This is a genomic window from Inediibacterium massiliense, assembly GCF_001282725.1.
Taxonomy (GTDB): Bacteria; Bacillota; Clostridia; order Peptostreptococcales; family Thermotaleaceae; genus Anaerophilus; species Anaerophilus massiliensis.
Genome location: NZ_LN876587.1, coordinates 1448245 through 1474631 on the forward strand (window position 1 = coordinate 1448245; position 26387 = coordinate 1474631).

The window sequence follows — 26387 nt, forward strand, 5'->3', positions numbered from 1 at the left end:
TATTGTCAATATTTTTTTAAAAAATTTCCAATTTCCCATGAGAACTACTTGCATTAACAAATTTTTATTATTTTTGTTGAATATACCAATTCTCAATATTGTTATAAATATTTGAATTTGTTGGTAAAATGTCTCCTTTTACTCGACCTCGTACAATAATAGAACTATTTTTAAAATACAAGCTCAAATAAGGTATTTCTTCTACAAATAGTTTTTGAAACTTTTCATATTTCTTTCTTCTTAACGCTTCATCTTGTATTCCTGCCATTTCATTTAAAATCTGATCCATATTAGGGTTACTATATTGTATAAAATTTGTACTTCTTATATAACTTGAGTGAAATAAAAAGCTTAAATTTTCATTTTCTAAAAGTTTCCATCCTCCTAATAATAAATCAAATTGACCTGCATAAATTTTTCTTTCATATTCTTTGAAATTCACTGCATGAATAGATACATCTATACCGATCTCTTTTAAATCAGATGCTATTCCTTCTGCTGCTTTTACTCTTTGTATGTTCTCTTCATTAACCAATATAGAAATTTTCAAATTTTGTCCAGTTTCATTTTCTAAATAAGAGTTATTCTGTTTTTTAATCCATCCTAATTCTTTCAATAAATTTTTTGCTTTTGCAAGATCTTTTCCGTATTTTTTTTGTTCCTCTTGATACAAATAAGAAGAAGGGGAAATAGGGACATCTACTAAAGTTGCATGTCCTAAATACACTTCATCTATCAGATCATGTCTGTCAATGGTATAAGCAAAAACTTTTCTCATTTTTTTATCTGCAAGAAGCGTATTTCTAAAATTAAACCCTAAAAATTCATATTCTTGAGTAACATACTCATAAATCTTTAAATCCTTATTTTCACTATATTTTTCCCAATCAAAATTCATAGCACTTGCTACATCTCCTTCATTTGCCTCTACAGTAGTAAGTGCCGCTTCTTTATCTGGTACTTTTTTTGCTAAAATAGATGATATATAAGGTTTTTTACCCCAATACTGATCATTTACGACTAATTCTATATCTTTATATTTATTATACTTTCCTATCTTATAAGAACCTGTTCCAATAGGAGTTATATTCTTGACTTCATATACTTTTTTAGAATCCTTAAATTGATGCTTTGGAATAATCGGAAAGATAAAATTTTCAATAGCACTATAATGAGGATCATCAAAAATAATAAGAATCCTATAATTATCTAGTACTTGGGCACTTTGTATATGATCTGTATAAACTTTATAAACAGATGCTCCTCCTGCTAATTTTAGTGTGTCTATAGTAAATTTTACATCTTCTGCAGAAAAAGCTTGTCCATCATGCCAAACTACATCATCTCTTAATTCAAATACTAAAGTATTTCCATCTGATAAATACCAGCTTTTAGCTAACACAGGTTGGGCCTTTCCATTTTCATCTAGCTTCATAAGCCCTTCATAAATCAAATTATTAACATGATATATACTTTCATTATCATTTATAATAGGATTTAAAGTAGATAACCCAATAGCAGGGATTCTTAATTGCCCTCCTGCTACTGGCTCACTACTTTTTATCATTTCTTTTTCAGTAAAGGGTTGATTCTCATTTTTATCTGCACATGCAGATAACATTACAATACACAGTAAAAGAAAACCGCAAAAAAATTTTTTAATATACTTCACTCAATTCCCTCCATTACTAGGATTAAAAAATTCTTTTTAATTTATTATTTTCTATGATCCCAGGAATTCTTCCTCTCTTTGCCACAGATTTTCCTCCTACTTCTTTGATATCCATAGTCATATCAATAGCAGGAGCTCCTGAAATATAACTTCCTACTCCAAAAGAATCCGCACCTGCATCAGATAATAATCTTATTTTTTCAGGAGTCAATCCTCCAGATACAAAAATCTTTATATGATGATATCCATTAATATCTAGTTTTGCACGAAGCTCTCTTACAAGGTTTGGAGTAACTCCTCCTCTTTCACTAGGAGTATCTAGACGAATTCCAAATAATTCATCTCCTAACTCTTTTGCAATTCTTAAGCTCTCCTCTACTTCGTCTTTAAAAGTATCTACCAATACAATTCTTTTATGAGACTTTGGTGTCACCTCATTATAAACTTTTGCAACATCTAATGTATCTCCAGCAATTAGCATAGCTGCATGAGGCAATGTTCCAGAAGCTTCCATATTTAATAGTTTTGCAGCTAATACACAACTTGCTCCATTTGCTCCTCCAATCACTGCAGCTCTTTCCATGACTGGAGCTATAGCAGGGTGTACATGTCTTGCTCCAAAACATAAAAATGGTTTTTCTCCACAAGCTTTTTTTACTTCTTTAGACGCTGTAGCCCAACCACTTCCACTAGCTAAACTTCCAAGCATGGCTGTTTCAAAAACTCCGAATTCACTATAAGGCCCCTTTATTCTTACTAAAGTTTCTTTTGCTTCAAATTCTTCTCCTTCTTCTAATGCCCATACTTCTACATTTTTGTCTTTTAACATGCTTTTTACTTCTTCAATTCCAACAAATACCCCAGGTTTTCTTGCAAATATCTCAGCTGTTACAATCTCATGATCTAAATTCATATGTCTTAAAATATCTAAGGTTCTTAAAAAATAAACATCTGTTGTAAGCCCTGTTAATATTTCATCGTGATTACCTGAGTGCATCAACCTCTCCTCGCTGATTTTGATCCCCTTTATGTCCTCAAGGCTTGTCATATGTTTCATAAATCACATTCCTTTCTATTTTTTCATAAATATTTCTGCTATGTAAATCATAAAATATGCAATTCCAGAACCAATCAAAGGTCCCACAGGATATCCTTTAAATAATACGATCCCTATTATAGTACCAATCACCACAGAAGTTACTGTAGAAGGTTCTATTTGTAGAAGATATCCTCCTTTTGCTCCAAAGATAGCTACTAATAATCCTGCTAAAATACCTATCAATCCTTTATAAGTTTTAAAAGTCATAAGCATAGATATTACATCTGACTCTCCAAGTGCAAAAGGGGCAAGTATTCCTATCATCAATAAAACAAGTCCTAAATTTAATCCATATTGATCTAAAAAAACAAGAATCGTATGAGAAAAACTTTTGATTTCTCCTCCCATCTGACCAAGAAGCATCAAAAAAATCAAAGCACTTATGGCTACAGCTAAGGCATTGTTTTTACCTACCATAGCCAAAATTAATAAAATTAACAAAGTAATACTCCCTAAATATTCTTGACTCATAACCTCTCTCCTATATATTTTTTAGTCATCACTTTCATATAGGATTATATTGTCCTTAATCATTATAAATGACTTATCTACTTTATTCAACAATATCCTTATTCATTCACTAAATATATACAATTTTTAATTTTTATTCTCTATATAACATTTGATATACTTTATAACTTTTCTTTACTTTTTTTACATAATTCTTTGTTTCAGGAAAAGGAATGTCCTCTAAAACTTTCCCGTCCTTGCTATAGCGAATATCTTTTAACCATTTGTTTACATTTCCGCTTCCTCCATTGTAAGCTGCAAGCATCAATTCTAAATTTCCATTAAATTCATTTCTTAATCGATTTAAGTACCAACAACCAATCATAATATTCATCTCTGGTATAAATAAAAATGTTTCATCATATTTATCTATTTTTAATTCTTTAGATGCCCATTCTCCAGTTATTGGGGAAATTTGCATAAGCCCTTTCGCTTCTCTATGAGATTTGGCATTTTCATCAAACTTACTTTCTGTTCGAATAATTGCTGCAATTAAATAAGGGTCTAAATCATATTCTTTTGCATATTTTCGAATAATATCTTCATAATAAATAGGATATATTATTTTAAATATAGCATATATACTATAAAATCCTATTACAAGTACAAGCACAAGCATTATTAATCTTAATATTTTTTTATATTTACTGATATCTATTAAAAGCAAATGGATCCCTCCATCAATACTCTCTCACCCTTTTTAATTCCTCTTGTATTTTATTTGTCAAATCCTCTATACTTCCGCTATTATTTAAAACAACATGAGCATATTTCGTTTTTTCCTCTGTAGACATTTGAGCATTTATTCTTTTTTTTGCACTTTCAAAAGAAAATCCATCTCTTTCCATAAGCCTATAAATCTGTGTTTGTTTATCTGTTATGACAAGCCAAACTTCATCTACCAAATCATTCATCTTCATTTCAATTAATAAAGCTGCATCTACAATTATAACAGGATAGATAGAAAGTTTTCTATACATATTTATTTTATTAATGATTTCATCTATTATTCTTTGATGGGTAATATCGTTTAGTTTTTTTAATTTTTCCTGATTAGAAAATACAATATTTCCTAATTTTTTTCTATCTAAATCACCATTTTTTTGAAGAACTTCTTCTCCAAAATATTTTACAATTTCAAAAAAAGCTTCTTTTTTAGGTTCTACAATTTCTCTTGCTACTAAATCTGCATCAATCACCGGAACTCCTAAACCCTTTATAATAAACGAAGCTGTACTTTTTCCTGTAGCAATTCCTCCTGTAAGACCAATCACTTTCATAGTTTACTTCCTTTCATTACTTTGTATCATACCAACTATTCCCTATATTCATATCTACGTTCAGTGGAACTTTTAAACTTATAGCATTCTCCATCTCTTCTTTTACAATTTTTTTTACTTCGTCTATTTCATCTTTATGAGTTTCTACCATAAGTTCATCATGAACTTGCAAAATTAGTTTTGATTTTAATTTTTTGTTTTTTAATTTTTCATACACTCGAATCATAGCAATTTTTATAATATCTGCTGCACTTCCTTGTATTGGAGTATTCATTGCAGTTCTTTCTCCAAAAGAACGTATATTAAAATTTTTAGATTTTAATTCTGGAATATATCTTCTTCTATTTAAAATAGTTGTCACATATCCTTTTTCTTTCCCTACTTCTACAATATGATCCATATAATTTTTTACCCCTTCATATTTACTAAAATATTCATCTATATATCTTTGCGCTTCCTTTTTCGTAATATGTAGATTTTCAGATAAACCATAGTCACTAATTCCATAGACGATTCCAAAATTTACTGCTTTTGCTCTACTTCGTTGTAATGAACTTACTTCTTCTATAGGTACATGAAATACTTTTGAAGCTGTAGAAGCATGAATATCTTGTTTTTGATGAAAAGCCTCTATTAAATTTTCATCCTTTGAAATATGAGCAAGTATTCTTAATTCAATTTGAGAATAATCTGCATCTAATAAAACATAATCTTCATTAGTAGGCACAAATACTTTTCTTATTTTTCTCCCTACCTCTAGCTTAATAGGAATATTTTGAAGATTAGGCTCTGTACTACTAATTCTTCCTGTAGCCGTTACTGTTTGATGAAAGCTAGAATGAATTTTATGAGTATTAGGGTTAATGACTCCTATGAGGCCATCTATATATGTAGTTTTTAGCTTTACCAGTTGCCTATATTCGATGATGCTTGGAATAATAGGATGTTTATCGTAAAGTTTTTCTAGCACTTCAATATTTGTAGAATAACCTGTTTTTGTTTTTTTCATAGGTGGCAATTTTAGTTTGTCAAATAAAATTTCTCCTAATTGCTTTGTAGAATTAATATTAAAAACACCTTCTGCATAAGTATAAATTTCTTCTGTCAAAGCATTTATTTTTTCATTCAATTCTTTCCCTATTTCTTCAAGTCTTTGTTGATCTACATAAAATCCTTCAAACTCCATTCCTGCTAATACTTTCATAAGTGGAATCTCAATATCCTTATACAAATCATAAAGTTCATCTTCTTTTAATTTTTCTATGATTTTTTCTTTTATTTTTCTTACCGTATTACAAATTCCATATCCATATTGAATTAATTTTTCTTCCTCTACCCCATCATAATGGATTCTCTTTTTTCCTTTTCCTAAAAGTTCCTCTTCTCCTACAATCTTTTCATTCAAATATTCATAAGCAATATCTTCTATAGCATAGGATTTTCTTGTAGGCTCTATTAAATATAATGCAATAGCTAAATCAAAATCTATTCCTTCAAAATTCATATTATGTCCATATAAAGCTAAAATATCTTTTTTCATTTCAAATCCATATTTTTTAATATGTACATCTTCAAATATATCTTTTAATTCTATCAAGAATTCATTGTGATTTTTTATATCTACAAAATAATTTGTGTCTTCTATTTGAATATAAATTCCTACAATCTCATCTTTTATAATATTTTTTTCACTAGAAAATACTTTTACATATATCTCTTTTTTGTCTTTCATTTTATGCTTTAGTTTATCTAATTTTTCTTTTTTGTCAATTTGAATGATCTCTATATTTTCACTTTGTTGTGATATAGGATCTTGGTCTTTTAACTTATCTAAAAATTTTTTAAACTCCAGCTTATAAAAGAGTTCTGTTAATTTTTTTGTGTCTGGCTCTGTTCTCCTAAATTCATCTAAAGACATTTCTACAGGAACATTTAGCATAATGGTAGCTAACTTTTTACTTAAAACAGCCTGCTCTGCATATTCTCTTATTTTTTCTCTTAGTTTAGGACTAGATACTTGATCTACATTTTCTAGTAAATTTTCTACACTTTCAAATTCCTTAATCAATTTAATAGCAGTCTTTTCTCCAATACCAGAAACTCCTGGAATATTATCTGATTTGTCTCCCATAAGTCCTTTTACATCTATAAACTGTTTAGGTGTCACTTCATATTGATTCATAAAATTTTGTTCATCATATTCTTCTAGGCTACTTACTCCTTTTTTAGTAATAAAAACTTTTGTTTTTTTAGAAACCAATTGAAGAGCGTCCTTATCTCCCGTAATCACAATAGGATGGATATTTTGTGTCTCGCTATAATTTACAATGGTCCCAATCAAATCGTCTGCCTCAAAGCCATCAATTTCTACTCTATGAATATGAAAAGCATCTAAAATCTCTTTTAGAATAGGAAATTGCTCTGCCAATTCGTCTGGCATTTTTTTTCTTCCTGCTTTATATTCATCAAAAGCTTTATGTCTAAAAGTAGGTGCCTTCCTATCAAAAGCTACTGTAATGTAATCTGGATTATAATCTTCAAAAATTTTATGTAATACACTTACAAACCCATATACAGCATTTGTATGAACTCCATCTTTTGTAGTAAGTTCAGGAATTGCATAAAAAGTCCTGTTAATCAAGCTATTTCCGTCTATTATAATGATTTTTTCTTCCAATAAAATCCTCTCCTTGCAAATCTCTTTAAGTTTAACTATATATTTCCCCAAAAAAATATATTGTAGTCTTTAACTATATTCTCAATTACTTTCTAAATTCCTCCTTGAAAATTCCTATATAAAAACAAGCCTTTTCAATAAGGCTTGTTTGACTCATTATATAAAGATACATAAATCGTACACATTTCCATTTCTTCATCCGAATTTTTTACATTTTCTTGGAATTGATCTATATCCTGATTTCCTTTATGGATTGGTTCTTGGGTTTGTAAATTTTCGATTTTCTCTAAAGGGCTTTCATTATTTTTTTCAACTTCTTCATCTTCTATCAAATATTTTTCAACTTCTCCTAATTCCTTTGCTTGTTTTTCAAACTCTAATAGTTTTTCTTTAGGAATATAGACCACCATTTCCTCCATCTGAGAAACATTTCTTTTTGTTTTTACCTCATCTATTTCACAGTCTTTAGAAACTTCCAAATTTCCACCTAAATTTTTTACCATTTGAATAAATTCATTTTTAGGTATATGAATCGTCATAGAAACATTTTGACTTATGCTTTGAGTAGATTGCTGTATACTAAACTTCCTTAATGTAGGCACTTCTTGAGATCCATTATAAAGAGCCACTTTAGGATCATTATCTTGGGGATAATCTGGTAGTTTTTCCTCCACAAAAACATCATGACTCAAAACAGAGTTTTGGGGATCATTGCTTTCCTTTTGTGATAAAGATTTTTTTACTTCTTTCTTTGGATTTTCTATATCTTTTTTATTTTCTTTTAAAGTTTCTGTATCCTCTACTTTTTCCATGTTTCTTTCTGAATTTGATTCTTTTGGGGCAAAATACTCTATTTTGGTAGAATATATTTCTTCTTTTATATCTTTTGGAGAATAAAATAAAGACATAGATGTAATACCTATCACCAACATAGCGGCAACAGAAGTGAATACTTTCCAATTTATTTTATTTATACTTTTTCTTTTTGTACTTTTCTGAACATCTACTAATTTTTCATGTAAACTTTCCGCAAAATCTTCTGGTAAATCTATCATAGGCAAATCTTTACATAAAGAAATATACTCTAGCATTTTTTCATATTCCTCTTTGCACACTTGACATTCCATTAAATGATTTTTAACTTCTTTCTTTGTCCACTCATCTAATTGATCATCTATATATAAAGAAATCATTTCTTGTATTTGTAGACAATTCATATGATCCCTCCTTCCTATATTTTGACGTAATCTTTATGGAAAAGTTCCTCTGATGTTATGATCTTCTTTAAAGCTTGTCTTGCCCTATTGAGTCTTGATTTAACAGTTCCTTCAGAACAATTCAATATTCTCCCAATTTCTTCATATGAAAAACCTTGTATATCTCTTAGTATAATCACAGATCTATGATTCTCCGATAAAGAATCAATAGCCTTTTGTATATGTCTTTGAATTTCATTTTTTTCAATTATTTTCTCTGGAGTATTTTTTTCGTCTGGTATTTCTCTTAAAATATTTCCATCTTCTGTTTCTAACTTCTGATCATAAGAATAAATTTTCATTTTCTTTTTCTTTCTTAATACATCTAAGCAAGTATTTGTAACAATTTTATAAAGCCAAGTAGAAAAAGTGCTTTCTTCTTTAAATTTGTCAATATTTTTATATGCTTTTATAAAAGCATCTTGTGTAGCATCCTTCGCATCTTCTATATTTCCAAGCATTCTATAAGCAATATTAAAAGCAAGTTTTTGATGATTTTGAATTAAAATTTCAAAGCTTTCTATGTGTCCTTTTTGACTTTTATGTATAAGACTTTTCTCCTGCACTAAAGTCCCTCCTTTCCTCATAAAAATCCCTATAAATAAGACGAAACTTTTTATAAAAAGTTCCATATTTGCTCATATTATTTCTAAAAAATAAAGAACCTACTTATACAGTAGATTCTATCTTGTTTCCATTACAGGAATATTTTTAGTAATATGATAAGGATGAAAAAAAGATTCAACTATATGCTTTTCTTGATCGTATACAACTGTAGCATGATGCATAAAATTATTTTTGAAATAATATCGAAGATCAATAGATTTTAATATAATATTATCTTTCTTTTCTAATTGTACCACATGATAAATAGGAGTAAATTCTTTGAAATATTTTCCTACATTTGTTTGTTGGAACATTTCTACTACCTCATCTTGAGGTTTTTTAAATTTCTTTCTTTCAAAAACCTTTCCATTTACAAAATTTACTTGGCCTACTAGATGATACGTAGTAGTACTTACAATAAAATCCCATTTGTGAAAAGCCATAAGTGCTGGCAAAATATTAATATCTATAATTTTATATCCATTTTGATAATATTCTTTTACAATTTTTTTTGCATATACCTTCATAGCATATCTAAATCCTAAATACAAGAAGAATGTAACCCCGGTCAAGCTATAAAAAAGAAATGACTTTTCCTTTACAAAAATAAGCAATATACACAATAACGTAATTACAGGGTCATAAAGCATTAAAATTCCTATCATAGATTTTTTCTTTGTAAAAGGCATAAATAATTTTGCTCCATAAGAATTTAAAATATCAAATACCGTATGGGATAAACATCCAACAAATGTCCAAAATAGCACTTGTAAAAATTGAAATTGAACGAAAAAAGATAACCCTATTGTAATGATTACCGCAAGCCCTATTAAAGATGGCAGAGAATGAGAAATACCTCTATGATGTTTTAAATAGGTATAATCACCTTTTACTTTCGCAATAATATCAATATCTGGCGACATAGCTCCAATAGCACATCCTAAGGATATAGGATTTGTAAGACTTACAGGATCTCCGCTAAATGCAGATATTGCAAGTCCAATGACTCCATGTGTAAGTGGATCCATTTTTCCACCTTCCTTTCTAATCATTCACTATTATCTATTTTATATTTTGTTTTCATTTCATATACATCAATTTAGTTTACCATAATCTTTTTATATCTTCAACAAGAATTTTGTTATTGAAGATAATTTTTAAAAATTTCTATTGCACTTTGTATATATATATGGTATTATAATTCTTGTCACAAGCCGAAGTGGTGGAATTGGCAGACGCGCTGGACTCAAAATCCAGTGATGGCAACATCGTGCGGGTTCGACCCCCGCCTTCGGCACCAATCAATAAAAAAACCTAGGTTATCAAACCTAGGTTTTTTCTATATTCTTCTCCCAAACAGCCCTCTTCTCCTACTTAGATATTCCTCTATATACTGCACTCTTTCATGAAGTTCTTCTAATTTTTTCATTTCTTCTGAAATTCTTTTTACATCTTCATTTAGTTTTTTAAATTCATTTTCTTTTATGTATACACCTTCTACCTTTTGTTTTTCCTTTTTTTCTACTTTTTCTTCTATTTTTGTTCTTTCTTCACCTTCCATTATCGATACCTCCTCTTTTTTTTTATAGGAATTTCTTGTGCCTTTTCTAAAGGTCCAAATCCTATAAACGAAAATTCAGGATATGCTTTCCCAAAAGCATAACAAAGCTGATAATTTTCTTTGATTTTTTCATAATTTGTATAATATTTATATTGAAAGAACAATATTTCTTTAGACTCCTTCCACAAGTAAGGCTCACTCCATGTAATTCCTTCATCTATAGAAAAACTACTAACCACTTGATCATATTCGGTCCATATGGTCCAAAGTTTATCCTTCTCTTTTACAAATAATGGATAAGAACAATTTGCAGGATTAGATAAAATATGTTCAATTTTTTTAATAGCTTGATCTTGTTCTAGTTTATATTTTTCGTACTTAATGATTAAATTTCCATCTACATATGAAGAATATGTCACATGAATTAACTCCTCATGAGTCATGAGTAAATTTAAATATAATTTTTCACAACTAGACCATGTTAATTGTATAGAAGGGTTCCACTGTTGTTTTTGTATATCAAATTCTTTTATAAATATTTGTTCATACCCCTTTATAAGCTGATAAAAACCAATGACTAACTTATTTTCATAGTCAATCAATTGAAATGGATTTAAAAATTTTTGAATTTCAATATCTTCTACTACAAAACTTCTCCATTCTTGATTTTCACAATAATGGTGATAAATTCTATAACACATGGAATTTTCTTGTGCTTTCACGCAATAAACAATATGCACTTTTCCTGTACACAATACAATGTTTAAGTTAAAAACTTTTAGACTTACATCTCCTCCTAAAGAATTTTCATACCATATTCCTTTTTTAAAAGTCATAAGTATAATCTCACCTTTTGTATTTTGATAGACCATGTACAAATCTTTTTCGTCCATACTTGCATCAAATTCTCCGCTGCTATTTTCTATCAATACTTCTTTTTTATATTCGCCTAATTGTTTATCAAAATATGTGTATATTATTTTTTCTTTTTCTTCTTGAAAACTGTGTAAATTTCCTACTTCATCATGCATTAAAATATTTTTTTGATTTGAAAATGGCATTCTCTCACCACCTAATTGCAAATTTCATAAGTTTAGATTTTTCTCTTACTATCATATTTTTAAAATCAAAATATATGACAAAATCTATTGAATGAATGTCACACAAATTTTTTGTCATGAATATACTAGCATTGAGAGAAGATTATCTCAGAATATAAAAGGAGGTTAAAACTATGGGATGTAATAGTAATACAAGACCAATAAGTCTTTCTATTAGTGATAAATGTTGTACTGCAACTACTGGATGTCATTTTGATGGGTCACTTAGAAATGTTGTAGCTGAACCTGTATATGTTCAAAAAGTTTATGATGCTGCGTTATTTAATTTACAAGGGTTAAGAACAATTTCTTGTCAACCTCTTCAACCTAATTTAGGTAGAAATTCAAGAATCACAAGAGTTTTAGACATTCGATGCAGAAAGTTTTTTAATCCTGAAAATATAAACGACGAAAGAAATCTAAAAGTAAAACCCATTACAACTGTTTCTGGAGCAGATTTTGTTGAAGATGGATGTGGAAAACCTATAAAAGTAATAGGTCCAGATGGCACTAGATCAGAAAAAATTCTTTATACAAACACAGAAACATGTGATAATGAATTTAAAGGAACTCCTATATTTGGAACACAAAATGTTGAAATCACTGGAAATGTAGTAATTGAAATTGATGTGCTTTATACAGATCATTGTGATAAAGAATGTGAAATTACACTTGCAGCAAATGTTCCTATTGCAAGAGACAGCGCCCCTCTTTTACTCACAAACTTCTTTGAATTATGTATGCCATCTGTATTTGATACAGCATTCTTACCAAGATTTACTGAATTCTGTAATATTGATTGCGAAACTAGACTTGCAACCAATAGTATCTTAAGAGACTTTAGTATTGATCCTACTACAGGAGCAGTTTGTGTAAACTTAATTATCGCTTTATGTGTAACTTGCGAAAAGAAAATTATTGTCCCTGTTCAACTTTGTGTTTTATCTACAGGATTCCCTGTACTTGAAGCAGACACATCACCAATATGCACAACATTCCCTCAACTATTCCCAAATCAAATAGACGATAAAAGAAAACCCTGCAGACAAGAAGTAGAAGAACAAACAGAAACAGCTCCAGTAGAAACTTCTGAAGATGAAGACTGCTAAAAATAAAACACAAAATCCAAGGTAAAATACCTTGGATTTACATAACAACTATTTAGATAACATATTTTCTTTAATATCTATATAGTATTCTTGAAATTTTTCTAGTTTTAAAAAACTATTTATAACTACACTGACAGCAATTCCTATAGAAGTATCTAAAACTCTATTGACGGCATATACAATAGACGAAGAATCTCTGAGGTTGGTCATAATAGATATAAAAACTATACATGCAATCACTACAGAATCATTTTGCTTGCATATGTTACATAAATAAATCACCAACATAATCCCTCCTCCACAAATTAAAGGAGTACTGTCCACAACCATAGAAAACCAAAGCCCCACTATTCCTCCTAAGATCGTTCCGATCATCCTATTTTTTCCCATTACCAAAGAATTATGAATAGATGGTTTTGTGCACACCACTGCTGCAATACAAGCATAGAATGGATGTGGTCTATGTAATAGTTGAAATATAAGCATACATATAGCGACTGAGATTGCTGTTTTAATATTACGAGAGCCTATTTTTACCATAATATGTTTTCTACCTTTCTATTCCTTATTATATGAGCATTGTTATTGTACCATAACTACTTCATATATTCAAAATAAAACTATACAAACTTTCTATTCTAAATCTTCCTAAGCAAAGAAAACTCAACGCCTTAAAAGCATTGAGTTTCCATGATATATAATCGAGCAAATCTATAAGCCGAGTTCTGTATTAAATGATCATCTATCTAGGTCTACTGTTGCCAGTAGACTCAAGCGACCTACCACGGGACGCGACGGGCAGCCGCTTTTTTATCCCTACTTGGTCTTGCTCCGGGTGGGGTTTACATAGCAGACTAGTCGCCTAGCCTCTGGTGAGCTCTTACCTCACCTTTCCATCCTTACCAACAAAAGTTGGCGGTTTCTTTCTGTTGCACTTTCCTTAGAGTCACCTCCACTGGGTATTACCCAGCACCCTTGCCCTACGGAGCTCGGACTTTCCTCGTTCATGCATAGCATGAGCCGCGATCATCTGACTTACTCGAAATATTTATTTTTCGTTACAAGTGATATATTATCATAAATTATATTCTTTGTCAAAATCCAATTATTGTAAATCGTTAGATGCAATTAATATTCTTCCACAGTTTTCGCACAAAGTTAGTTTATCTTTTTTTAAATTTTGTACGGTCATAATCGATACATCCATATGGCATCCCGTACAAATATTTTCGTGAACCAACAAAGCAATAGGATGATTTTTTTTGTCCTTTACATCTTGATACACTTTCAAATCATTCTCATCTATTGTTTCTATAAGCTCTTTTCTTTCTTGTATCTCTTGTTGTATTTCTTTTTTTAGTTTTTCTACTTCTACTTTATTTTTATGGATTCGTTCTTTGATTTCACATCCTAATTTTCTTCCTTTCATACTCATCTCTTTCATTTCTTCTTCTATTTTATATAAGGCTTCCATATATTCTAATATGACTTGTTCCATTTTGGCTATAGTTTCTTTTATTTTTTCTTCTTCTTCATATAAAGATTCTAATTGCTTTGGATTTTTTATACTTCCTCCATACAATTTTTCTTTGATTTCTTTTTCCTCATAAGAAATTTCTTTTCCCTTTTTTTCTTCTTTGTATAATATATTTTGAATTTTTTCTTTTTCATTTTTCTTATCTTCATAAAGCTCTTTTAAATTTTTATATTCATCTACTTTTTTATGAAGATCTTCATCTCTTTTAATATATTCTATTTCTTTTTTCTTTTTCTTTATTTTTGTTTCTACTTCTTGCAATTTCCATAAATATTTTTTTTGATTCATATCATTCACCCTTTCTAAAATGATTCTTACAAAATAAAAACCATATAAGAATAGACTATGCCTATTCTTATATGGTTTTAAATGGATTAATATCCTCATCACTTAATAATATTTCTACATTGTATTGATTCATTTGCATATGATCTTTTAATGTTTCAAATAGCGGTCTACAAATAATATTTTCTGTTTCAAAATGACCAGCATCAATAACTGCCATGCCTAGCTCATTGGCATATTGAGCATCATGGTATTTTACATCTCCTGTAATATAGCAATCACATGAAACTTTATATGCATCATCAATAAACTCTGCTCCACTTCCTGTACAAAGTCCTACTTTTTTTATTTCTTTCTGTGGATTTCCTATAAATTTTATTGTTTTCATATTCAATTTTTCTTTTATTGTTTTACAAAGCATAGACAAAGTCATATTTTTTTCTAATTGCCCTACTCTTCCTAATCCCTCATAATGAATTTTATTTTCTAAAGGAATAATATCATATGCTACTTCTTCATAAGGATGTGCTTTGATCATATTTTCAATAATTTTATGTAGATCTTTTTTCGATACAATACTTTCTAACCTATGTTCACATACTTTTTCTATATTCCCTTGGCTGCCTATAAAGGGATTTGTTCCTCCTAATGGCATAAAAGTTCCAATCCCTTCACTTCTAAAAGTGCAATGACTATAATTTCCTACATGACCTGCCCCATAAGTACACATAACTTCTCCTACTTTTTCTACATAATCTTTTGGCACATAGACTACTAATTTCAAATATTTTTCTTCATGGGTTTTCACGAGAGGAACTACCCCTACTAAATTTAGACTTTGAGCTAATACATCACTTGTTCCGCCCTTTGCTACATCTAAATTGGTATGGGCACAATAAAGAGAAATATCATGCTTTATCAGTTTATGGATCATACTTTGGATAGGATCATCTCTTCTAATTCTTTTTATGGGTTTAAAAATCAAAGGATGATGGCAAACAATCATATCTATGTTTTTTTGTATCCCTTCGTCTATAATACTTTGAGTCACTTCAAGACATACTAATATTTTATTTACTTCTTTTTCATAATCTCCTATTTGAAGCCCTATATTATCCCAGCTTTCTGCTAAATAAGAAGGTGCAATATCTTCCATAATACGAATAATATTTTTTATTTTTTCAGCCATTCTAGCACCTCCTCTAGTTTTCTTAATTCTTCTATACATTCATTTCTTTTTTCATTCGCCTTATCACTTATTTGTCCTTCTAAATTTCTAAAAATTTTTTTTTGTTTTTGAATATGCTTTTGAATAAAAACTTCTAATAAAGGGTCTTTATTTTCAATAAGCTTCTTTGAAATTTTATAATAAATTTCATCTTCTATCATCTGTTCTCCCTTTTCTACAACCATGATCTCATAGATTCTATGATCTTCTTTTTCTAATTTTTCATCTACAATTTTGAAATGATTCTGAATGAGCCACTTTCTTAAATCTTCTTGAGCTACCATGGGTTGGAGAATAAATCTTTTGATAGATCTTGTCACTTCTAAATCATTTTTTAATATATCTCTTATGAGTAAACCACCCATTCCTGCAATTATGACCGTATCTACTTCATAAGACTTTATAGGAACAAGTCCACTTCCCAATCTTGTTTGTATGTATTTTTCTAAACCATGCTCCTTGATGGTTTCTTTTGCACTGTTTAAAGGGCCTTCATTTACATCTGTAGCAATTACTTCTTTGGATATATGATTTTTAACTAGATACACTGGAATATATCCATGATCTGTACCCACATCTGCAACAGAAGATCCTTTTTTCACAAATTTTGTAATAGCTAATAATCTATTCGTAAGTTTCATAAGCATTCCTCTCTTACATATTCTATAAATTTTTTACAATTCCTTTTTTTATAGTCCATAGGAAATTATTAAATCACATCTTTTTGATCTTTATGTACAAAACTAAAGAAGAGGAGGATAAATGATGAAAAAAAATAATGATCCTAAAAAATCTATTCCTCATTTTAAATGGGGAGGAAATACTCCCGAATGGGAATGTGAAGCAGAAAATCTTGCAGATTATATCGATCATCAAGATGAAGAACCTAAAGAAGAAAAAGAAAAAAAGATTGCTTATGGTACCCAAAAACAATATTGGTAGACAATAAAGATTCGCAAATTCTGCGAATCTTTATTCTAAATAATCTTTTAATTTTTTGCTTCTGCTAGGATGTCTTAATTTTCTTAATGCTTTTGCTTCTATTTGTCTAATTCTTTCTCTTGTCACATCAAATTTCTTTCCTACTTCTTCCAATGTTCTTGCACGACCATCATCTAATCCAAATCTTAATCTTAAAACTTTTTGTTCTCTTGGAGTAAGGGTGTCTAACACTTCTACTAGTTGTTCTTTTAGCATAGAAAATGCTGCCGCTTCTGCTGGTGCAGGTGCATCATCATCAGGAATAAAATCGCCAAGATGACTATCTTCTTCTTCTCCTATAGGAGTTTCTAAAGAAACTGGTTCTTGTGCTATTTTCAATATATCTCTTACTTTTTCTTCAGGTAAATCCATTTCTTTTGCAATTTCTTCAGGCTTTGGTTCTCTGCCTAATTCTTGCAAAAGTTGTCTGGATACTCTAATCAATTTATTAATGGTTTCTACCATATGAACAGGAATTCTAATAGTTCTTGCTTGGTCTGCAATGGCTCTTGTAATTGCCTGTCTAATCCACCATGTTGCATAAGTACTAAACTTATATCCTTTTCTCCAATCAAATTTTTCAACAGCTTTAATAAGTCCTAAATTTCCTTCTTGTATTAAATCTAAAAAGAGCATTCCTCTTCCTACATATCTTTTCGCAATACTTACAACTAACCGTAAATTCGCTTCACAAAGTCTTTTCTTTGCTTCTTCGTCTCCCTGCTCCATTCTCTTTGCTAATTCTATTTCTTCTACAGCCGAAAGTAAAGGTACTTTTCCAATTTCTTTTAAATACATTCTAACAGGGTCATCTATATTGATCCCTTTTGGAATAGAAAGATCTAACTCCACAACTTCTTCTTCTTCCGTATCAGATATTTCCTCTATCTCCTCATCTTTATCTCCTACAATATCTATACCCATTGCACCTAAATGATCGTATACTTCTTCTACTTGCTCCTTATCTAAATCTATTTCCTCTAAGGTATCCATAATTTCAGTATAAGTAAGCATTCCTCTTTTTTTGCCTTTTTCAATTAAGGATTTTACAGATTGAACTTTTTTTTCTTTATTTTGTTGTTTTTTTGCCATCACATTCCCTCCTTTCCAAAAATACTACTGTTTCTTTAGTTCTTTTAATAACTTTTCGTAATCTATACATAACTCCCTGATCCTCACTATCTGATTTGGTGTTTTATCTTTCATTTTTTCAATTTCTTTTAATTCATTTTCAATTTCTGTTTTTCTTGTTGTTAATTTATGTTTTTTTATAACATCCATATAGTCTATGAAAGCTTTATCTATATTTTCTATAGGAACAACTTTTTTATAAATATCATGAAGTATAGAAATTTCTTCTTCATTAAATTGTCCTACAATCATTTCTATAGAAACAAATTCATTTGTTTCATATAAACCCTCTATCACTTTTGCTATTTTTATATGAATATCATCTATAAAGTCTTCACAACTCATCATATTTTTTATTTTATCAAATAACCGTTTATCATCCATCATTAATTTTAATAAACTTCTTTCTGCTTCTATATAACCCATTTTTTGTATAGGCTTCACAGGTTTTATATCATATTTATTAGTATACCTATCGTTTTTACTTCTATACTTATTCTTATAAGATGGATTATCTTTTTGATAATTTCCTTTATTATTTCCATAGATTTCCGATTTTATAGCCTCTGGCGAAATATGTGAAGCTGAAGCTATCTTTTGTATATAAGCATCTATTTCTACAGGACTTTTTAATGTCTTTAGTATAGAAGTGATAGATTGTACAAATTTTATTTTACCTTCTGTAGTAGTCATATCATTTTCATTATGAGCTAATTTTATTTTATAGTCCACCAAAGGCAAAGCTTTTTGTATTTCTTCTAAAAAAGCATCTCTTCCCTTTTTTCTAACATATTCATCTGGATCTACTCCATCTGATAAATCTACTACTTTTACTTTACATCCTACATCTTTTAAAACATCTAGTCCTCTTAGTGTTGCTGCTTTTCCTGCCGTATCGCCATCATAAGCAATCATCACTTCATCTGCATATCTTTTTAATAGATATCCTTGACTCTTTGTAAGAGCTGTTCCTAGTGATGCAACAGCATTATAGATGCCGCCTTCATAAAGACCGATCACATCCATATATCCTTCTACTACAATAATTTGTTTTTTCTTTCTGATTTCATCTTTTGATAGATTTAGTCCATATAAATGATTTCCTTTATTAAACACAGGAGTTTCAGGAGAATTTAAATATTTAGGCTCACCTTCATCAATGATTCTGCCTCCAAATCCTATCACTTTTCCTGATACATTAATAATAGGAAATATGACTCTATTTCTAAATCTATCGTAGTAACCATCTTTTGTTTTTCTTTTGATGACCAATCCTGCTTTATAAATAAGCTTTTGATCGTATCCTTTGCTTAAAAGATATCTATTTAGTAACTCCCACTGATTTTTTGCATATCCTAAGCCAAATTTTTTGATGGTTTGAATATTTAATCCTCTTTCATGTAAATAATTTAGTCCTATATTTCCTGTTTGAAAAAGATTTTTATAATAAAACAACGCAGCTTCTCTATTGATTTCATATAATTGATTTTTAATATGAATTTCTTCTCTTTGACGATCAGATGTAGCATGCTCTTCTATAGAGATTCCTGCCCAATCTCCTAACATATGTATCGCATCTATAAAGTCTATATGTTCCATCTGCATAACAAATTGAATTGCATCTCCTGATTTTCCACATCCAAAACAATGATAGAATTGTTTTTCCTCAGATACTACAAAAGATGGTGTCTTCTCATGATGAAAAGGACATAATCCTTTGTATGTAGATCCACTTTTTTTAAGAGGTACATACCTAGAGACTACATCTATAATAGGATTTCTTTCTTTTATTTCTTCAATTAATTCTTCATCAAAATAAGTACTCATTTTTATCACCTATATTATCCTTTTCTCCATATATATGAAATTTCCTTCTTTCAAAAAGTTTAATCTCTAAATATCAGAATTATATAGGCATTTATGTAGAATTTTGTTGAAATTATTCATAAATCTTATATCATCTTCTTTACTTCTTTTAGAGGGTCCTTTAACTTTATTGCCTCCTCTCATGCTTTTCATATTTATATATCTTCTTATGAGGAGATCTTCTATATTCTCTTGTGTATATATGAATCCTCTAGTTGATAAACAAAGTACTTGTTTGCCTAATAAAAGGGATGCCAATCCATAATCATCTGTAATCACCAAATCATTTTTTTGTGTTTTATTTATAATCATCATATCTACTGATTGATTCTCGTTATCTACAATCACATATTCTACATCTTTTTGACGCTTCGAAACATGGCAAATACTAATGACCATAACTACCTTTACAGTATATTTTTTAGAGTGATGAATAATCAGTTCTTTCACACAACAGGCATCACCATCTACATATATTGTCATTTATATATATACTCACCTCATTTTTTCTTTATCTTTCTCAATATTCGACATAAGTATCTTTAATCCTCCTTTATTTAAAAGGAAAATAAAATACATAATTGTCTGTCATTTCTCTAAATTTCACAAATTACTTCTATTTTTCTACTTTTGTATTAATATATATACCACAATATATTCATTATTCCTCCTATAATAAAAAAAAGACATGGAAAAATTTTTCCATGTCTTTTTTTTTATTTATTTTGTACTGCTGCACGTGCTGCTGCAAGTCTTGCAATAGGTACTCTATATGGAGAGCATGATACATAATGAAGTCCTATTTTGTGACAAAATTCAATAGAATCTGGATCTCCTCCATGTTCCCCACAAATGCCAAGTTTAATATCTTCTCTTTGAGATTTTCCTAGTTCTACAGCCATTTTCATAAGTTTTCCAACCCCTACCTGATCTAATCTTTGGAAAGGATCTTTTTCAAATATTTCTTTTTTTCTATATTCTGGAATGAATTTTCCTGCATCATCTCTTGAAAATCCATAAGTCATTTGAGTCAAATCATTTGTTCCAAAAGAGAAAAACTCTGCATGTTTTGCAATTTCATCAGCAGTTAAAGCAGCTCTTGGTACTTCAATCATAGTACCTACTTTAATTTTTAATGTCTCGCCCATTTCATCCATTACTTCTTTTGCAGTCTTTATAATTAAATCTTTGATAATTTCTAATTCCTTTTCACTTCCAATAAGCGGAACCATAATCTCAGGTTCAATATTGATATTTTTTTCTTTCTTTACTTCTATAGCTGCCATTATGATAGCTTTTGTTTGCATTTCACATATTTCTGGATACGTAATAGATAATCTGCATCCTCTATGACCAAGCATTGGATTCACTTCTTTTAATTCCTCTACTGTTTCTTTTAATTCTTCATAAGAAACTCCTATTTGTTTTGAAAGTGCTTTTATGTCTTCATCATGATGTGGTAAAAATTCATGTAGTGGTGGATCTAGTAATCTAATTGTTACTGATCTTTCTCCCATTTCCTTGAAAATTCCTACAAAATCATTTTTTTGGAAAGGCAGTAATTTATCTAGTGCAGCTACTCTTTCTTCTACAGTTTTAGAAAGAATCATTTTTCTCACAGCAGGAATTCTTTCTTCCTCAAAGAACATATGCTCTGTTCTACAAAGTCCAATTCCCTCTGCTCCAAATTTTACAGCTACAGCTGCATCCTTTGGTGTGTCTGCATTTGTTCTTACTTTTAGTTTTCTAATTTCATCTGCCCAATTCATTAAAGTAGCAAAGTTTCCTGATAATTCTGGATCTTTTGTTTCAATACTTCCTTCATATACATTTCCTGTATTTCCATCAAGAGAAATAAAATCTCCTTCTTTAAAAATTTTAGTTCCTACTTTAAATAATTTATTTGTTTCATCTACTCTTAACTCTCCACATCCTGCTACACAACATTTCCCCATTCCTCTTGCTACTACTGCTGCATGAGAAGTCATTCCTCCTCTTGCTGTTAAAATTCCTTGTGCTGCTACCATTCCTTCTATATCTTCAGGAGAAGTTTCCAGTCTTACTAAAACTACTTTTTCTCCTTCACTAGCTTTAGCTACGACATCTTCTGCATTGAAATAAATTTTTCCTGTAGCAGCTCCAGGAGATGCTGGCAATCCTTTTGTAATTTTTGTAGCTTCTTTTATGGCTTTCTCTTCAAAAGTAGGATGAAGAAGTTGGTCTAATTGATTTGGTTCGATTCTTAATATAGCCGTCTCTTTATCAATGATTTTTTCATTTACCATATCTACTGCTACATTAATTGCTGCTGCTGCTGTTCTTTTTCCATTTCTTGTTTGAAGTAAGAATAATTTGCCTTTTTCTATTGTAAATTCAATATCTTGCATATCTTTATAGTGATTTTCTAATAAATTGGCAACATTTACAAATTGATCATATACAGGAGGCATTGTATTTTGAAGCTGTGCAATAGGTTGAGGTGTTCTAATTCCTGCTACCACATCCTCTCCTTGTGCATTCATTAAAAATTCTCCAAATAATTTTTTCTCTCCTGTAGCAGGATTTCGAGTGAATGCAACTCCTGTTCCTGAAGTATCTCCCATATTTCCAAATACCATGGATTGTACATTTACAGCTGTTCCAAAGTGGCTTGGAATCTCATTTAATTCTCTATATACAATAGCTCTAGGATTATTCCAAGAACTAAATACAGCTTGAACTGCCATTAATAATTGTTCTTTTGGATCTTGTGGAAAATCTTTTCTAGATTCTTTTTTCACAAGCTTTTTATATTCTTCAATAATATTTTTAAGATTTTCTGATGTTAACTCTGTATCTAGCTCTACATGACTAATTTCCTTTTCTTTTTCTAATATATGATCAAATTTATATTTTGGGATTTCAAGTACTACATCTCCAAACATTTGAATAAATCTTCTGTAGCTATCATAAGCAAATCTTTCATTTTCTGTTGCTTTTGCCATTCCTACTACCGTTTGGTCATTAAGACCTAAGTTTAATATGGTATCCATCATACCAGGCATAGAAACAACAGCTCCAGATCTTACAGATACTAAAAGAGGATTGGTTGCATCTCCAAATTTCTTTCCTATTTTTTCTTCTAAATTTTTTAGATTTTCAAAAATTTCTCCCACAATACTTTCATGAATTTGTTTTCCATCTTCATAATATTGATTACAAGCTTGTGTAGTCACTGTAAACCCTGGAGGGACAGGAAGTCCTATCTTCGTCATTTCTGCTAAATTTGCACCTTTTCCCCCTAGTAAAGATTTCATTTCCTTATTTCCTTCATAAAATGCATATACATATTTTGTCATATTTCAAACCCCTTTCATTATTTCCAATTTTCTTTTAATATTTCTAAAATAATATTTGCACTTTCTTCAATAGCTTTAGAAGATACATCAATGATAGGACATCCTACTCTTTTCATAATACCTTCCGCATAATCCAGTTCCATTAAAATTCTTTCCATACTTGCATAATTCGCTTCATTTTTAAGACCTAATGCTTTGAGTCTTTCCTGTCTTATTTCATTTAATTTAATAGGATTTGTAGTAAGGCCTATAATCTTTTTAGCAGGAACATTAAATAATTCTTCTGGTACAGGTACCTCTGGAACTAATGGAACATTGGCTACTTTTATATTTTTATGAGCTAAATACATACTAAGGGGGGTCTTAGATGTTCTTGAAATTCCTATTAAAACTGCATCTGCTTTTTTAAGTCCCCTCGGATCTTTTCCATCATCATATTTTACCGCGAATTCTATAGCTTCTATTTTTTTGAAATACTTTTCATCTAATTTTCTAATAAGTCCTGGTTCATTTTTAGGAGATTCTCCTAAAGTTTTCTCTAAAGCTTCTGTAATAGGAGTCATAATATCAATAGCAATAATATTTTTTTCCTTTGCTTTTTCCTCTAAAACTCTTCTTAAAGAAGGAATCACCATTGTAAAAACAATAAAAGAATTTTCATGACTTGCTTCATTTATAATTTCAACAATCTGATCTTCATCTGATATATATGGAAATCTCCTAAATTCACAATTTTTGCATAAGAATTGACTTGTTGCTGCTTTTACAACTTGTTCTCCTGTTTCTCCTATAGAGTCAGAAATAATATATACCACTAGCCTGCGATCCATGCGCATTCCTCCTTTTTTATTGCTGCCTTCCAAGTTCTACAAATAATTTAGTTATATTGGTTTTAGATACTTTTCCTACCACTTTAAAAAATTCCTTGCCATCTTCTATAACTTTCTCCACTACTGGAAGACTATCTACTTGATGATCTATAATTTTAATGGCAGCTTCTAGAGCAGTTTCATCTGGATACGTCATGACAATATTAGGCATTCTAGTCATAATCAAACCTACAGGTACTTTGTTTACATCCGTTCCACCCATAATTGTTCTTAAAAAATCCTTTCTGGATACAATACCTACAAGATAGTTATTAGATGTCACAAAAATACTGCCTACATCTTCTAAAAACAAAGTAACAATTGCATCATATAGATTTGTTTGCTCTCCCACTACAATAGGCATAGATTTAATTTCTTTTACTTTAATACGGTGAATTTCTTCTGAAATCAAATTAATAGGTATATTTCCCGAATACAAATAACCCACTTTAGGTCTTGCATCTAACATTCCCGTCATAGTCAAAATAGCTAAATCCGGTCTTAATGTAGCTCTTGTAACCTTTAACAAATTGGCAATCTGTTCGCTCGTAATAGGCTCCTTTTCTTTTACGATATCAATAATCTTTTTTTGTCGCTCTGTAAACTCTATGGTGATCACCTCTTTATCTCCGTTTTATGTAATATGTTATACTATTTATGTTTATATGTTATATTATATATAGATTGTAACAAATATTTGTGATTATTTCTATATTTTTTTGCATTTTTTTTAAAATTATTTTTGTAAAAAAAATAAAGGAGACATTTTATCACTTCGCCTCCTTTATTTTCTCCATATCATTAAAATTCTAATTTTGATTCTATATATTTTTCTAAGTCTTCTATTTTCACTCTTTCTTGCTCCATAGTATCTCTATCTCTTACAGTAACTGAATGATCTTCTAATGTATCAAAATCATAAGTCACACAAAATGGCGTTCCAATTTCATCTTGTCTTCTATATCTTTTTCCAATACTTCCTGATATATCATAATCTACCATGAACTTTTTAGATAATTGTGCATACAACTCTTCTGCACCTTCACTTAATTTTTTAGTAAGTGGCAAAATACAAACTTTGTATGGAGATAAAGCCGGATGAAGTTTTAATACAGTTCTTGTAGTTCCATCATCTAATGCTTCCTCTTCATATGCATCTACTAGAAATGCCAAAGTTACTCTGTCTGCTCCTAAAGATGGTTCAATACAATATGGAATATATTTTTCATTTGTAACGGGATCTTGATAGCTTAAATCTACTCCTGAATGTTCTTTATGTTGTTTTAAGTCAAAATCTGTTCGATCTGCAATTCCCCAAAGCTCTCCCCAACCAAATGGAAATAAATATTCTATGTCTGTTGTAGCATTGCTATAATGTGATAATTCCTCTTGATCATGATCTCTTAGACGAATATTGTCTTCGTTTATATTTAATGATAATAACCATTCTTTACAAAACTCTTTCCAATAATAAAACCATTCTAAATCTTCTCCAGGTTTACAGAAAAACTCAAGCTCCATTTGTTCAAATTCACGAGTTCTAAATGTAAAATTACCAGGAGTAATCTCATTTCTAAAAGATTTTCCTATTTGTCCTATTCCAAAAGGCATTTTTTTTCTAGATGCTCTTGCTACATTTTTAAAGTTTACAAATATTCCTTGAGCAGTCTCAGGTCTTAAATATATTTCTGATTTTGAATCTTCAGTTACCCCTTGATAAGTTTTAAACATTAAATTAAATTGTCTAATGCTTGTATAATTTAGTTCTCCACATTCAGGACATTTGATATCTTTTTCTTTTATATAATTTTCCATTTTTTCATTGGACCAACCATCTACATTCATTTCTTCATTTTGTGTCATTAGATAATCTTCGATTAGTTTATCTGCCCTAAAACGTGATTTACAGCTTTTACAGTCTAATAATGGATCATTAAATCCTCCTACGTGACCTGATGCTACCCAAGTTTGAGGATTCATAAGAATCGCCGCATCCAATCCTACATTGTATGGAGATTCTTGAATAAATTTTTTCCACCAAGCTTTTTTTACATTATTTTTTAATTCTACTCCTAAAGGTCCATAATCCCATGTATTGGCAAGACCTCCATATATTTCTGATCCTGGAAATATAAATCCTCTTCCTTTTGCCAATGATACTACTTTTTCCATTGATTTTTGTGTATTCATTTTTATCCTCCTGTTTCTTTCAAAAATATAAAAAACCCTTCATCCCTATCAAGGGACGAAAGGTTTTACTTCCGCGGTTCCACCCTAGTTGA

The 26387-nt window shown here is 29.9% G+C and carries 24 protein-coding genes, 1 tRNA gene, 1 other RNA gene and 1 other annotated feature (1 of these 27 running past the window's edge); of the genes, 3 read left to right on the forward strand and 23 right to left on the reverse strand.

All coding sequences use genetic code 11. The annotated features are described in order from the left end of the window. Nucleotides 1-67: 67 nt before the first annotated feature. From BN2409_RS15635 to BN2409_RS15675, 9 genes are all read right to left on the reverse strand, one after another. Nucleotides 68-1672: an ABC transporter substrate-binding protein gene (locus BN2409_RS15635; RefSeq protein WP_053957534.1), complete on the reverse strand. Its 1605-nt coding sequence runs from the start codon at nt 1670-1672 to the stop codon at nt 68-70. Between the two features lie 22 nt (nt 1673-1694). After that, nucleotides 1695-2669 carry a nicotinate phosphoribosyltransferase gene (locus tag BN2409_RS15640; protein ID WP_242847978.1) on the reverse strand — a complete coding sequence of 325 codons (975 nt, stop codon included), beginning with the start codon at nt 2667-2669 and terminating at the stop codon, nt 1695-1697. Between the two features lie 75 nt (nt 2670-2744). Next, nucleotides 2745-3242: a DUF441 domain-containing protein gene (locus tag BN2409_RS15645; RefSeq protein ID WP_053957536.1), complete on the reverse strand. Its 498-nt coding sequence runs from the start codon at nt 3240-3242 to the stop codon at nt 2745-2747. A gap of 133 nt (nt 3243-3375) precedes the next feature. Next, nucleotides 3376-3948, reverse strand: a complete 573-nt coding sequence (locus BN2409_RS15650) for a lytic transglycosylase domain-containing protein (protein WP_330375492.1) — start codon at nt 3946-3948, stop codon at nt 3376-3378. A 13-nt stretch (nt 3949-3961) separates the two neighbouring features. Beyond that, nucleotides 3962-4561 (reverse strand): dephospho-CoA kinase, encoded by a 600-nt coding sequence (coaE, locus tag BN2409_RS15655; RefSeq protein WP_053957537.1) that lies wholly within the window; start codon nt 4559-4561, stop codon nt 3962-3964. 16 nt (nt 4562-4577) lie between these two features. Continuing rightward, nucleotides 4578-7238, reverse strand: a complete 2661-nt coding sequence (polA, locus tag BN2409_RS15660; protein WP_053957538.1) for a DNA polymerase I — start codon at nt 7236-7238, stop codon at nt 4578-4580. A 134-nt stretch (nt 7239-7372) separates the two neighbouring features. Then, nucleotides 7373-8455, reverse strand: a complete 1083-nt coding sequence (locus BN2409_RS15665) for an anti-sigma factor family protein (protein WP_053957539.1) — start codon at nt 8453-8455, stop codon at nt 7373-7375. A gap of 14 nt (nt 8456-8469) precedes the next feature. After that, nucleotides 8470-9060 (reverse strand): RNA polymerase sigma factor, encoded by a 591-nt coding sequence (locus tag BN2409_RS15670; protein WP_242847979.1) that lies wholly within the window; start codon nt 9058-9060, stop codon nt 8470-8472. Nucleotides 9061-9177: 117 nt separating this feature from the next. Next, nucleotides 9178-10152, reverse strand: coding sequence for a metal-dependent hydrolase (locus tag BN2409_RS15675; RefSeq protein ID WP_110943175.1), 975 nt, complete (start codon nt 10150-10152; stop codon nt 9178-9180). A 161-nt stretch (nt 10153-10313) separates the two neighbouring features. On the opposite strand from BN2409_RS15675, the gene BN2409_RS15680 reads away from it, so the two are divergent. Further along, nucleotides 10314-10400: transfer RNA gene (locus BN2409_RS15680), tRNA-Leu, on the forward strand. Between the two features lie 39 nt (nt 10401-10439). On the opposite strand, the gene BN2409_RS15685 is transcribed toward BN2409_RS15680, so the two are convergent. Together BN2409_RS15685 and BN2409_RS15690 are read right to left on the reverse strand one after the other, a co-directional pair. Next, nucleotides 10440-10661, reverse strand: a complete 222-nt coding sequence (locus BN2409_RS15685) for a hypothetical protein (protein WP_053957542.1) — start codon at nt 10659-10661, stop codon at nt 10440-10442. Continuing rightward, entirely contained in the window at nt 10661-11722 is a 1062-nt protein-coding gene (locus BN2409_RS15690) for a hypothetical protein (protein ID WP_053957543.1), read from the reverse strand. The genes BN2409_RS15685 and BN2409_RS15690 overlap by 1 nt, the downstream gene beginning before the upstream one ends. A gap of 173 nt (nt 11723-11895) precedes the next feature. On the opposite strand from BN2409_RS15690, the gene BN2409_RS15695 reads away from it, so the two are divergent. Continuing rightward, nucleotides 11896-12870 carry a hypothetical protein gene (locus BN2409_RS15695; RefSeq protein WP_199873070.1) on the forward strand — a complete coding sequence of 325 codons (975 nt, stop codon included), beginning with the start codon at nt 11896-11898 and terminating at the stop codon, nt 12868-12870. 48 nt (nt 12871-12918) lie between these two features. On the opposite strand, the gene BN2409_RS15700 is transcribed toward BN2409_RS15695, so the two are convergent. The 5 genes from BN2409_RS15700 to BN2409_RS15715 form a co-directional block, all read right to left on the reverse strand. Continuing rightward, nucleotides 12919-13410, reverse strand: coding sequence for an FUSC family protein (locus BN2409_RS15700; protein ID WP_053957544.1), 492 nt, complete (start codon nt 13408-13410; stop codon nt 12919-12921). Nucleotides 13411-13568: 158 nt separating this feature from the next. After that, nucleotides 13569-13912: RNase P RNA component class A (gene rnpB, locus BN2409_RS16635), an RNA gene on the reverse strand. A gap of 63 nt (nt 13913-13975) precedes the next feature. Beyond that, nucleotides 13976-14695 (reverse strand): zinc ribbon domain-containing protein, encoded by a 720-nt coding sequence (locus BN2409_RS17400; protein WP_053957545.1) that lies wholly within the window; start codon nt 14693-14695, stop codon nt 13976-13978. A 67-nt stretch (nt 14696-14762) separates the two neighbouring features. Then, complete coding sequence (locus tag BN2409_RS15710; protein WP_053957546.1) at nt 14763-15881, reverse strand: Nif3-like dinuclear metal center hexameric protein; 1119 nt, start codon at nt 15879-15881, stop codon at nt 14763-14765. Further along, nucleotides 15866-16561, reverse strand: a complete 696-nt coding sequence (locus tag BN2409_RS15715; RefSeq protein ID WP_053957547.1) for a tRNA (adenine(22)-N(1))-methyltransferase — start codon at nt 16559-16561, stop codon at nt 15866-15868. Before BN2409_RS15715 ends, BN2409_RS15710 begins: the two co-directional genes overlap by 16 nt. 124 nt (nt 16562-16685) lie before the next feature. Here BN2409_RS15715 and BN2409_RS17405 point away from each other — a divergent pair, with 124 nt between their 5' ends. Beyond that, nucleotides 16686-16862 (forward strand): hypothetical protein, encoded by a 177-nt coding sequence (locus tag BN2409_RS17405; protein ID WP_199873072.1) that lies wholly within the window; start codon nt 16686-16688, stop codon nt 16860-16862. A gap of 30 nt (nt 16863-16892) precedes the next feature. Here BN2409_RS17405 and rpoD read toward each other — a convergent pair whose 3' ends face one another. From rpoD to BN2409_RS15750, 7 genes are all read right to left on the reverse strand, one after another. Then, a complete protein-coding gene (gene rpoD, locus BN2409_RS15720) occupies nt 16893-17993 on the reverse strand; it encodes an RNA polymerase sigma factor RpoD (protein ID WP_053957548.1) in 1101 nt (366 codons plus the stop codon). Between the two features lie 24 nt (nt 17994-18017). Beyond that, nucleotides 18018-19859 (reverse strand): DNA primase, encoded by a 1842-nt coding sequence (dnaG, locus tag BN2409_RS15725; RefSeq protein ID WP_053957549.1) that lies wholly within the window; start codon nt 19857-19859, stop codon nt 18018-18020. 66 nt (nt 19860-19925) lie between these two features. Then, nucleotides 19926-20381 (reverse strand): YaiI/YqxD family protein, encoded by a 456-nt coding sequence (locus BN2409_RS15730; protein ID WP_053957550.1) that lies wholly within the window; start codon nt 20379-20381, stop codon nt 19926-19928. A gap of 233 nt (nt 20382-20614) precedes the next feature. Then, nucleotides 20615-23236, reverse strand: coding sequence for a pyruvate, phosphate dikinase (gene ppdK / locus BN2409_RS15735; RefSeq protein WP_053957551.1), 2622 nt, complete (start codon nt 23234-23236; stop codon nt 20615-20617). Nucleotides 23237-23253: 17 nt separating this feature from the next. Further along, complete coding sequence (locus tag BN2409_RS15740; RefSeq protein WP_053957552.1) at nt 23254-24066, reverse strand: pyruvate, water dikinase regulatory protein; 813 nt, start codon at nt 24064-24066, stop codon at nt 23254-23256. A gap of 16 nt (nt 24067-24082) precedes the next feature. Next, entirely contained in the window at nt 24083-24724 is a 642-nt protein-coding gene (ccpN, locus tag BN2409_RS15745) for a transcriptional regulator CcpN (protein ID WP_053957553.1), read from the reverse strand. Between the two features lie 182 nt (nt 24725-24906). After that, the gene (locus BN2409_RS15750; RefSeq protein ID WP_053957554.1) at nt 24907-26295 is read right to left on the reverse strand and encodes a glycine--tRNA ligase; all 1389 of its coding nucleotides are present in this window, start codon (nt 26293-26295) and stop codon (nt 24907-24909) included. Between the two features lie 48 nt (nt 26296-26343). Next, nucleotides 26344-26387 (reverse strand) — a binding site (T-box leader); it runs 127 nt beyond the window's last position.

Excerpts from the sequence above, each read along its gene's own strand:
- BN2409_RS15640 (WP_242847978.1), bottom strand. The coding sequence starts at position 2,669 with ATGCACTCAGGTAATCACGATGAAATATTAACAGGGCTTACAACAGAT.
- BN2409_RS15645 (WP_053957536.1), bottom strand. The coding sequence starts at position 3,242 with ATGAGTCAAGAATATTTAGGGAGTATTACTTTGTTAATTTTATTAATT.
- coaE (WP_053957537.1), bottom strand. The coding sequence starts at position 4,561 with ATGAAAGTGATTGGTCTTACAGGAGGAATTGCTACAGGAAAAAGTACA.
- BN2409_RS15665 (WP_053957539.1), bottom strand. The coding sequence starts at position 8,455 with ATGAATTGTCTACAAATACAAGAAATGATTTCTTTATATATAGATGAT.
- BN2409_RS15675 (WP_110943175.1), bottom strand. The coding sequence starts at position 10,152 with ATGATTAGAAAGGAAGGTGGAAAAATGGATCCACTTACACATGGAGTC.
- BN2409_RS15685 (WP_053957542.1), bottom strand. The coding sequence starts at position 10,661 with ATGGAAGGTGAAGAAAGAACAAAAATAGAAGAAAAAGTAGAAAAAAAG.
- BN2409_RS15690 (WP_053957543.1), bottom strand. The coding sequence starts at position 11,722 with ATGCCATTTTCAAATCAAAAAAATATTTTAATGCATGATGAAGTAGGA.
- BN2409_RS15695 (WP_199873070.1), top strand. The coding sequence starts at position 11,896 with ATGGGATGTAATAGTAATACAAGACCAATAAGTCTTTCTATTAGTGAT.
- BN2409_RS15700 (WP_053957544.1), bottom strand. The coding sequence starts at position 13,410 with ATGGTAAAAATAGGCTCTCGTAATATTAAAACAGCAATCTCAGTCGCT.
- BN2409_RS17400 (WP_053957545.1), bottom strand. The coding sequence starts at position 14,695 with ATGAATCAAAAAAAATATTTATGGAAATTGCAAGAAGTAGAAACAAAA.
- BN2409_RS15710 (WP_053957546.1), bottom strand. The coding sequence starts at position 15,881 with ATGGCTGAAAAAATAAAAAATATTATTCGTATTATGGAAGATATTGCA.
- BN2409_RS15715 (WP_053957547.1), bottom strand. The coding sequence starts at position 16,561 with ATGAAACTTACGAATAGATTATTAGCTATTACAAAATTTGTGAAAAAA.
- BN2409_RS17405 (WP_199873072.1), top strand. The coding sequence starts at position 16,686 with ATGAAAAAAAATAATGATCCTAAAAAATCTATTCCTCATTTTAAATGG.
- rpoD (WP_053957548.1), bottom strand. The coding sequence starts at position 17,993 with ATGGCAAAAAAACAACAAAATAAAGAAAAAAAAGTTCAATCTGTAAAA.
- dnaG (WP_053957549.1), bottom strand. The coding sequence starts at position 19,859 with ATGAGTACTTATTTTGATGAAGAATTAATTGAAGAAATAAAAGAAAGA.
- BN2409_RS15730 (WP_053957550.1), bottom strand. The coding sequence starts at position 20,381 with ATGACAATATATGTAGATGGTGATGCCTGTTGTGTGAAAGAACTGATT.
- ppdK (WP_053957551.1), bottom strand. The coding sequence starts at position 23,236 with ATGACAAAATATGTATATGCATTTTATGAAGGAAATAAGGAAATGAAA.
- BN2409_RS15740 (WP_053957552.1), bottom strand. The coding sequence starts at position 24,066 with ATGGATCGCAGGCTAGTGGTATATATTATTTCTGACTCTATAGGAGAA.
- BN2409_RS15750 (WP_053957554.1), bottom strand. The coding sequence starts at position 26,295 with ATGAATACACAAAAATCAATGGAAAAAGTAGTATCATTGGCAAAAGGA.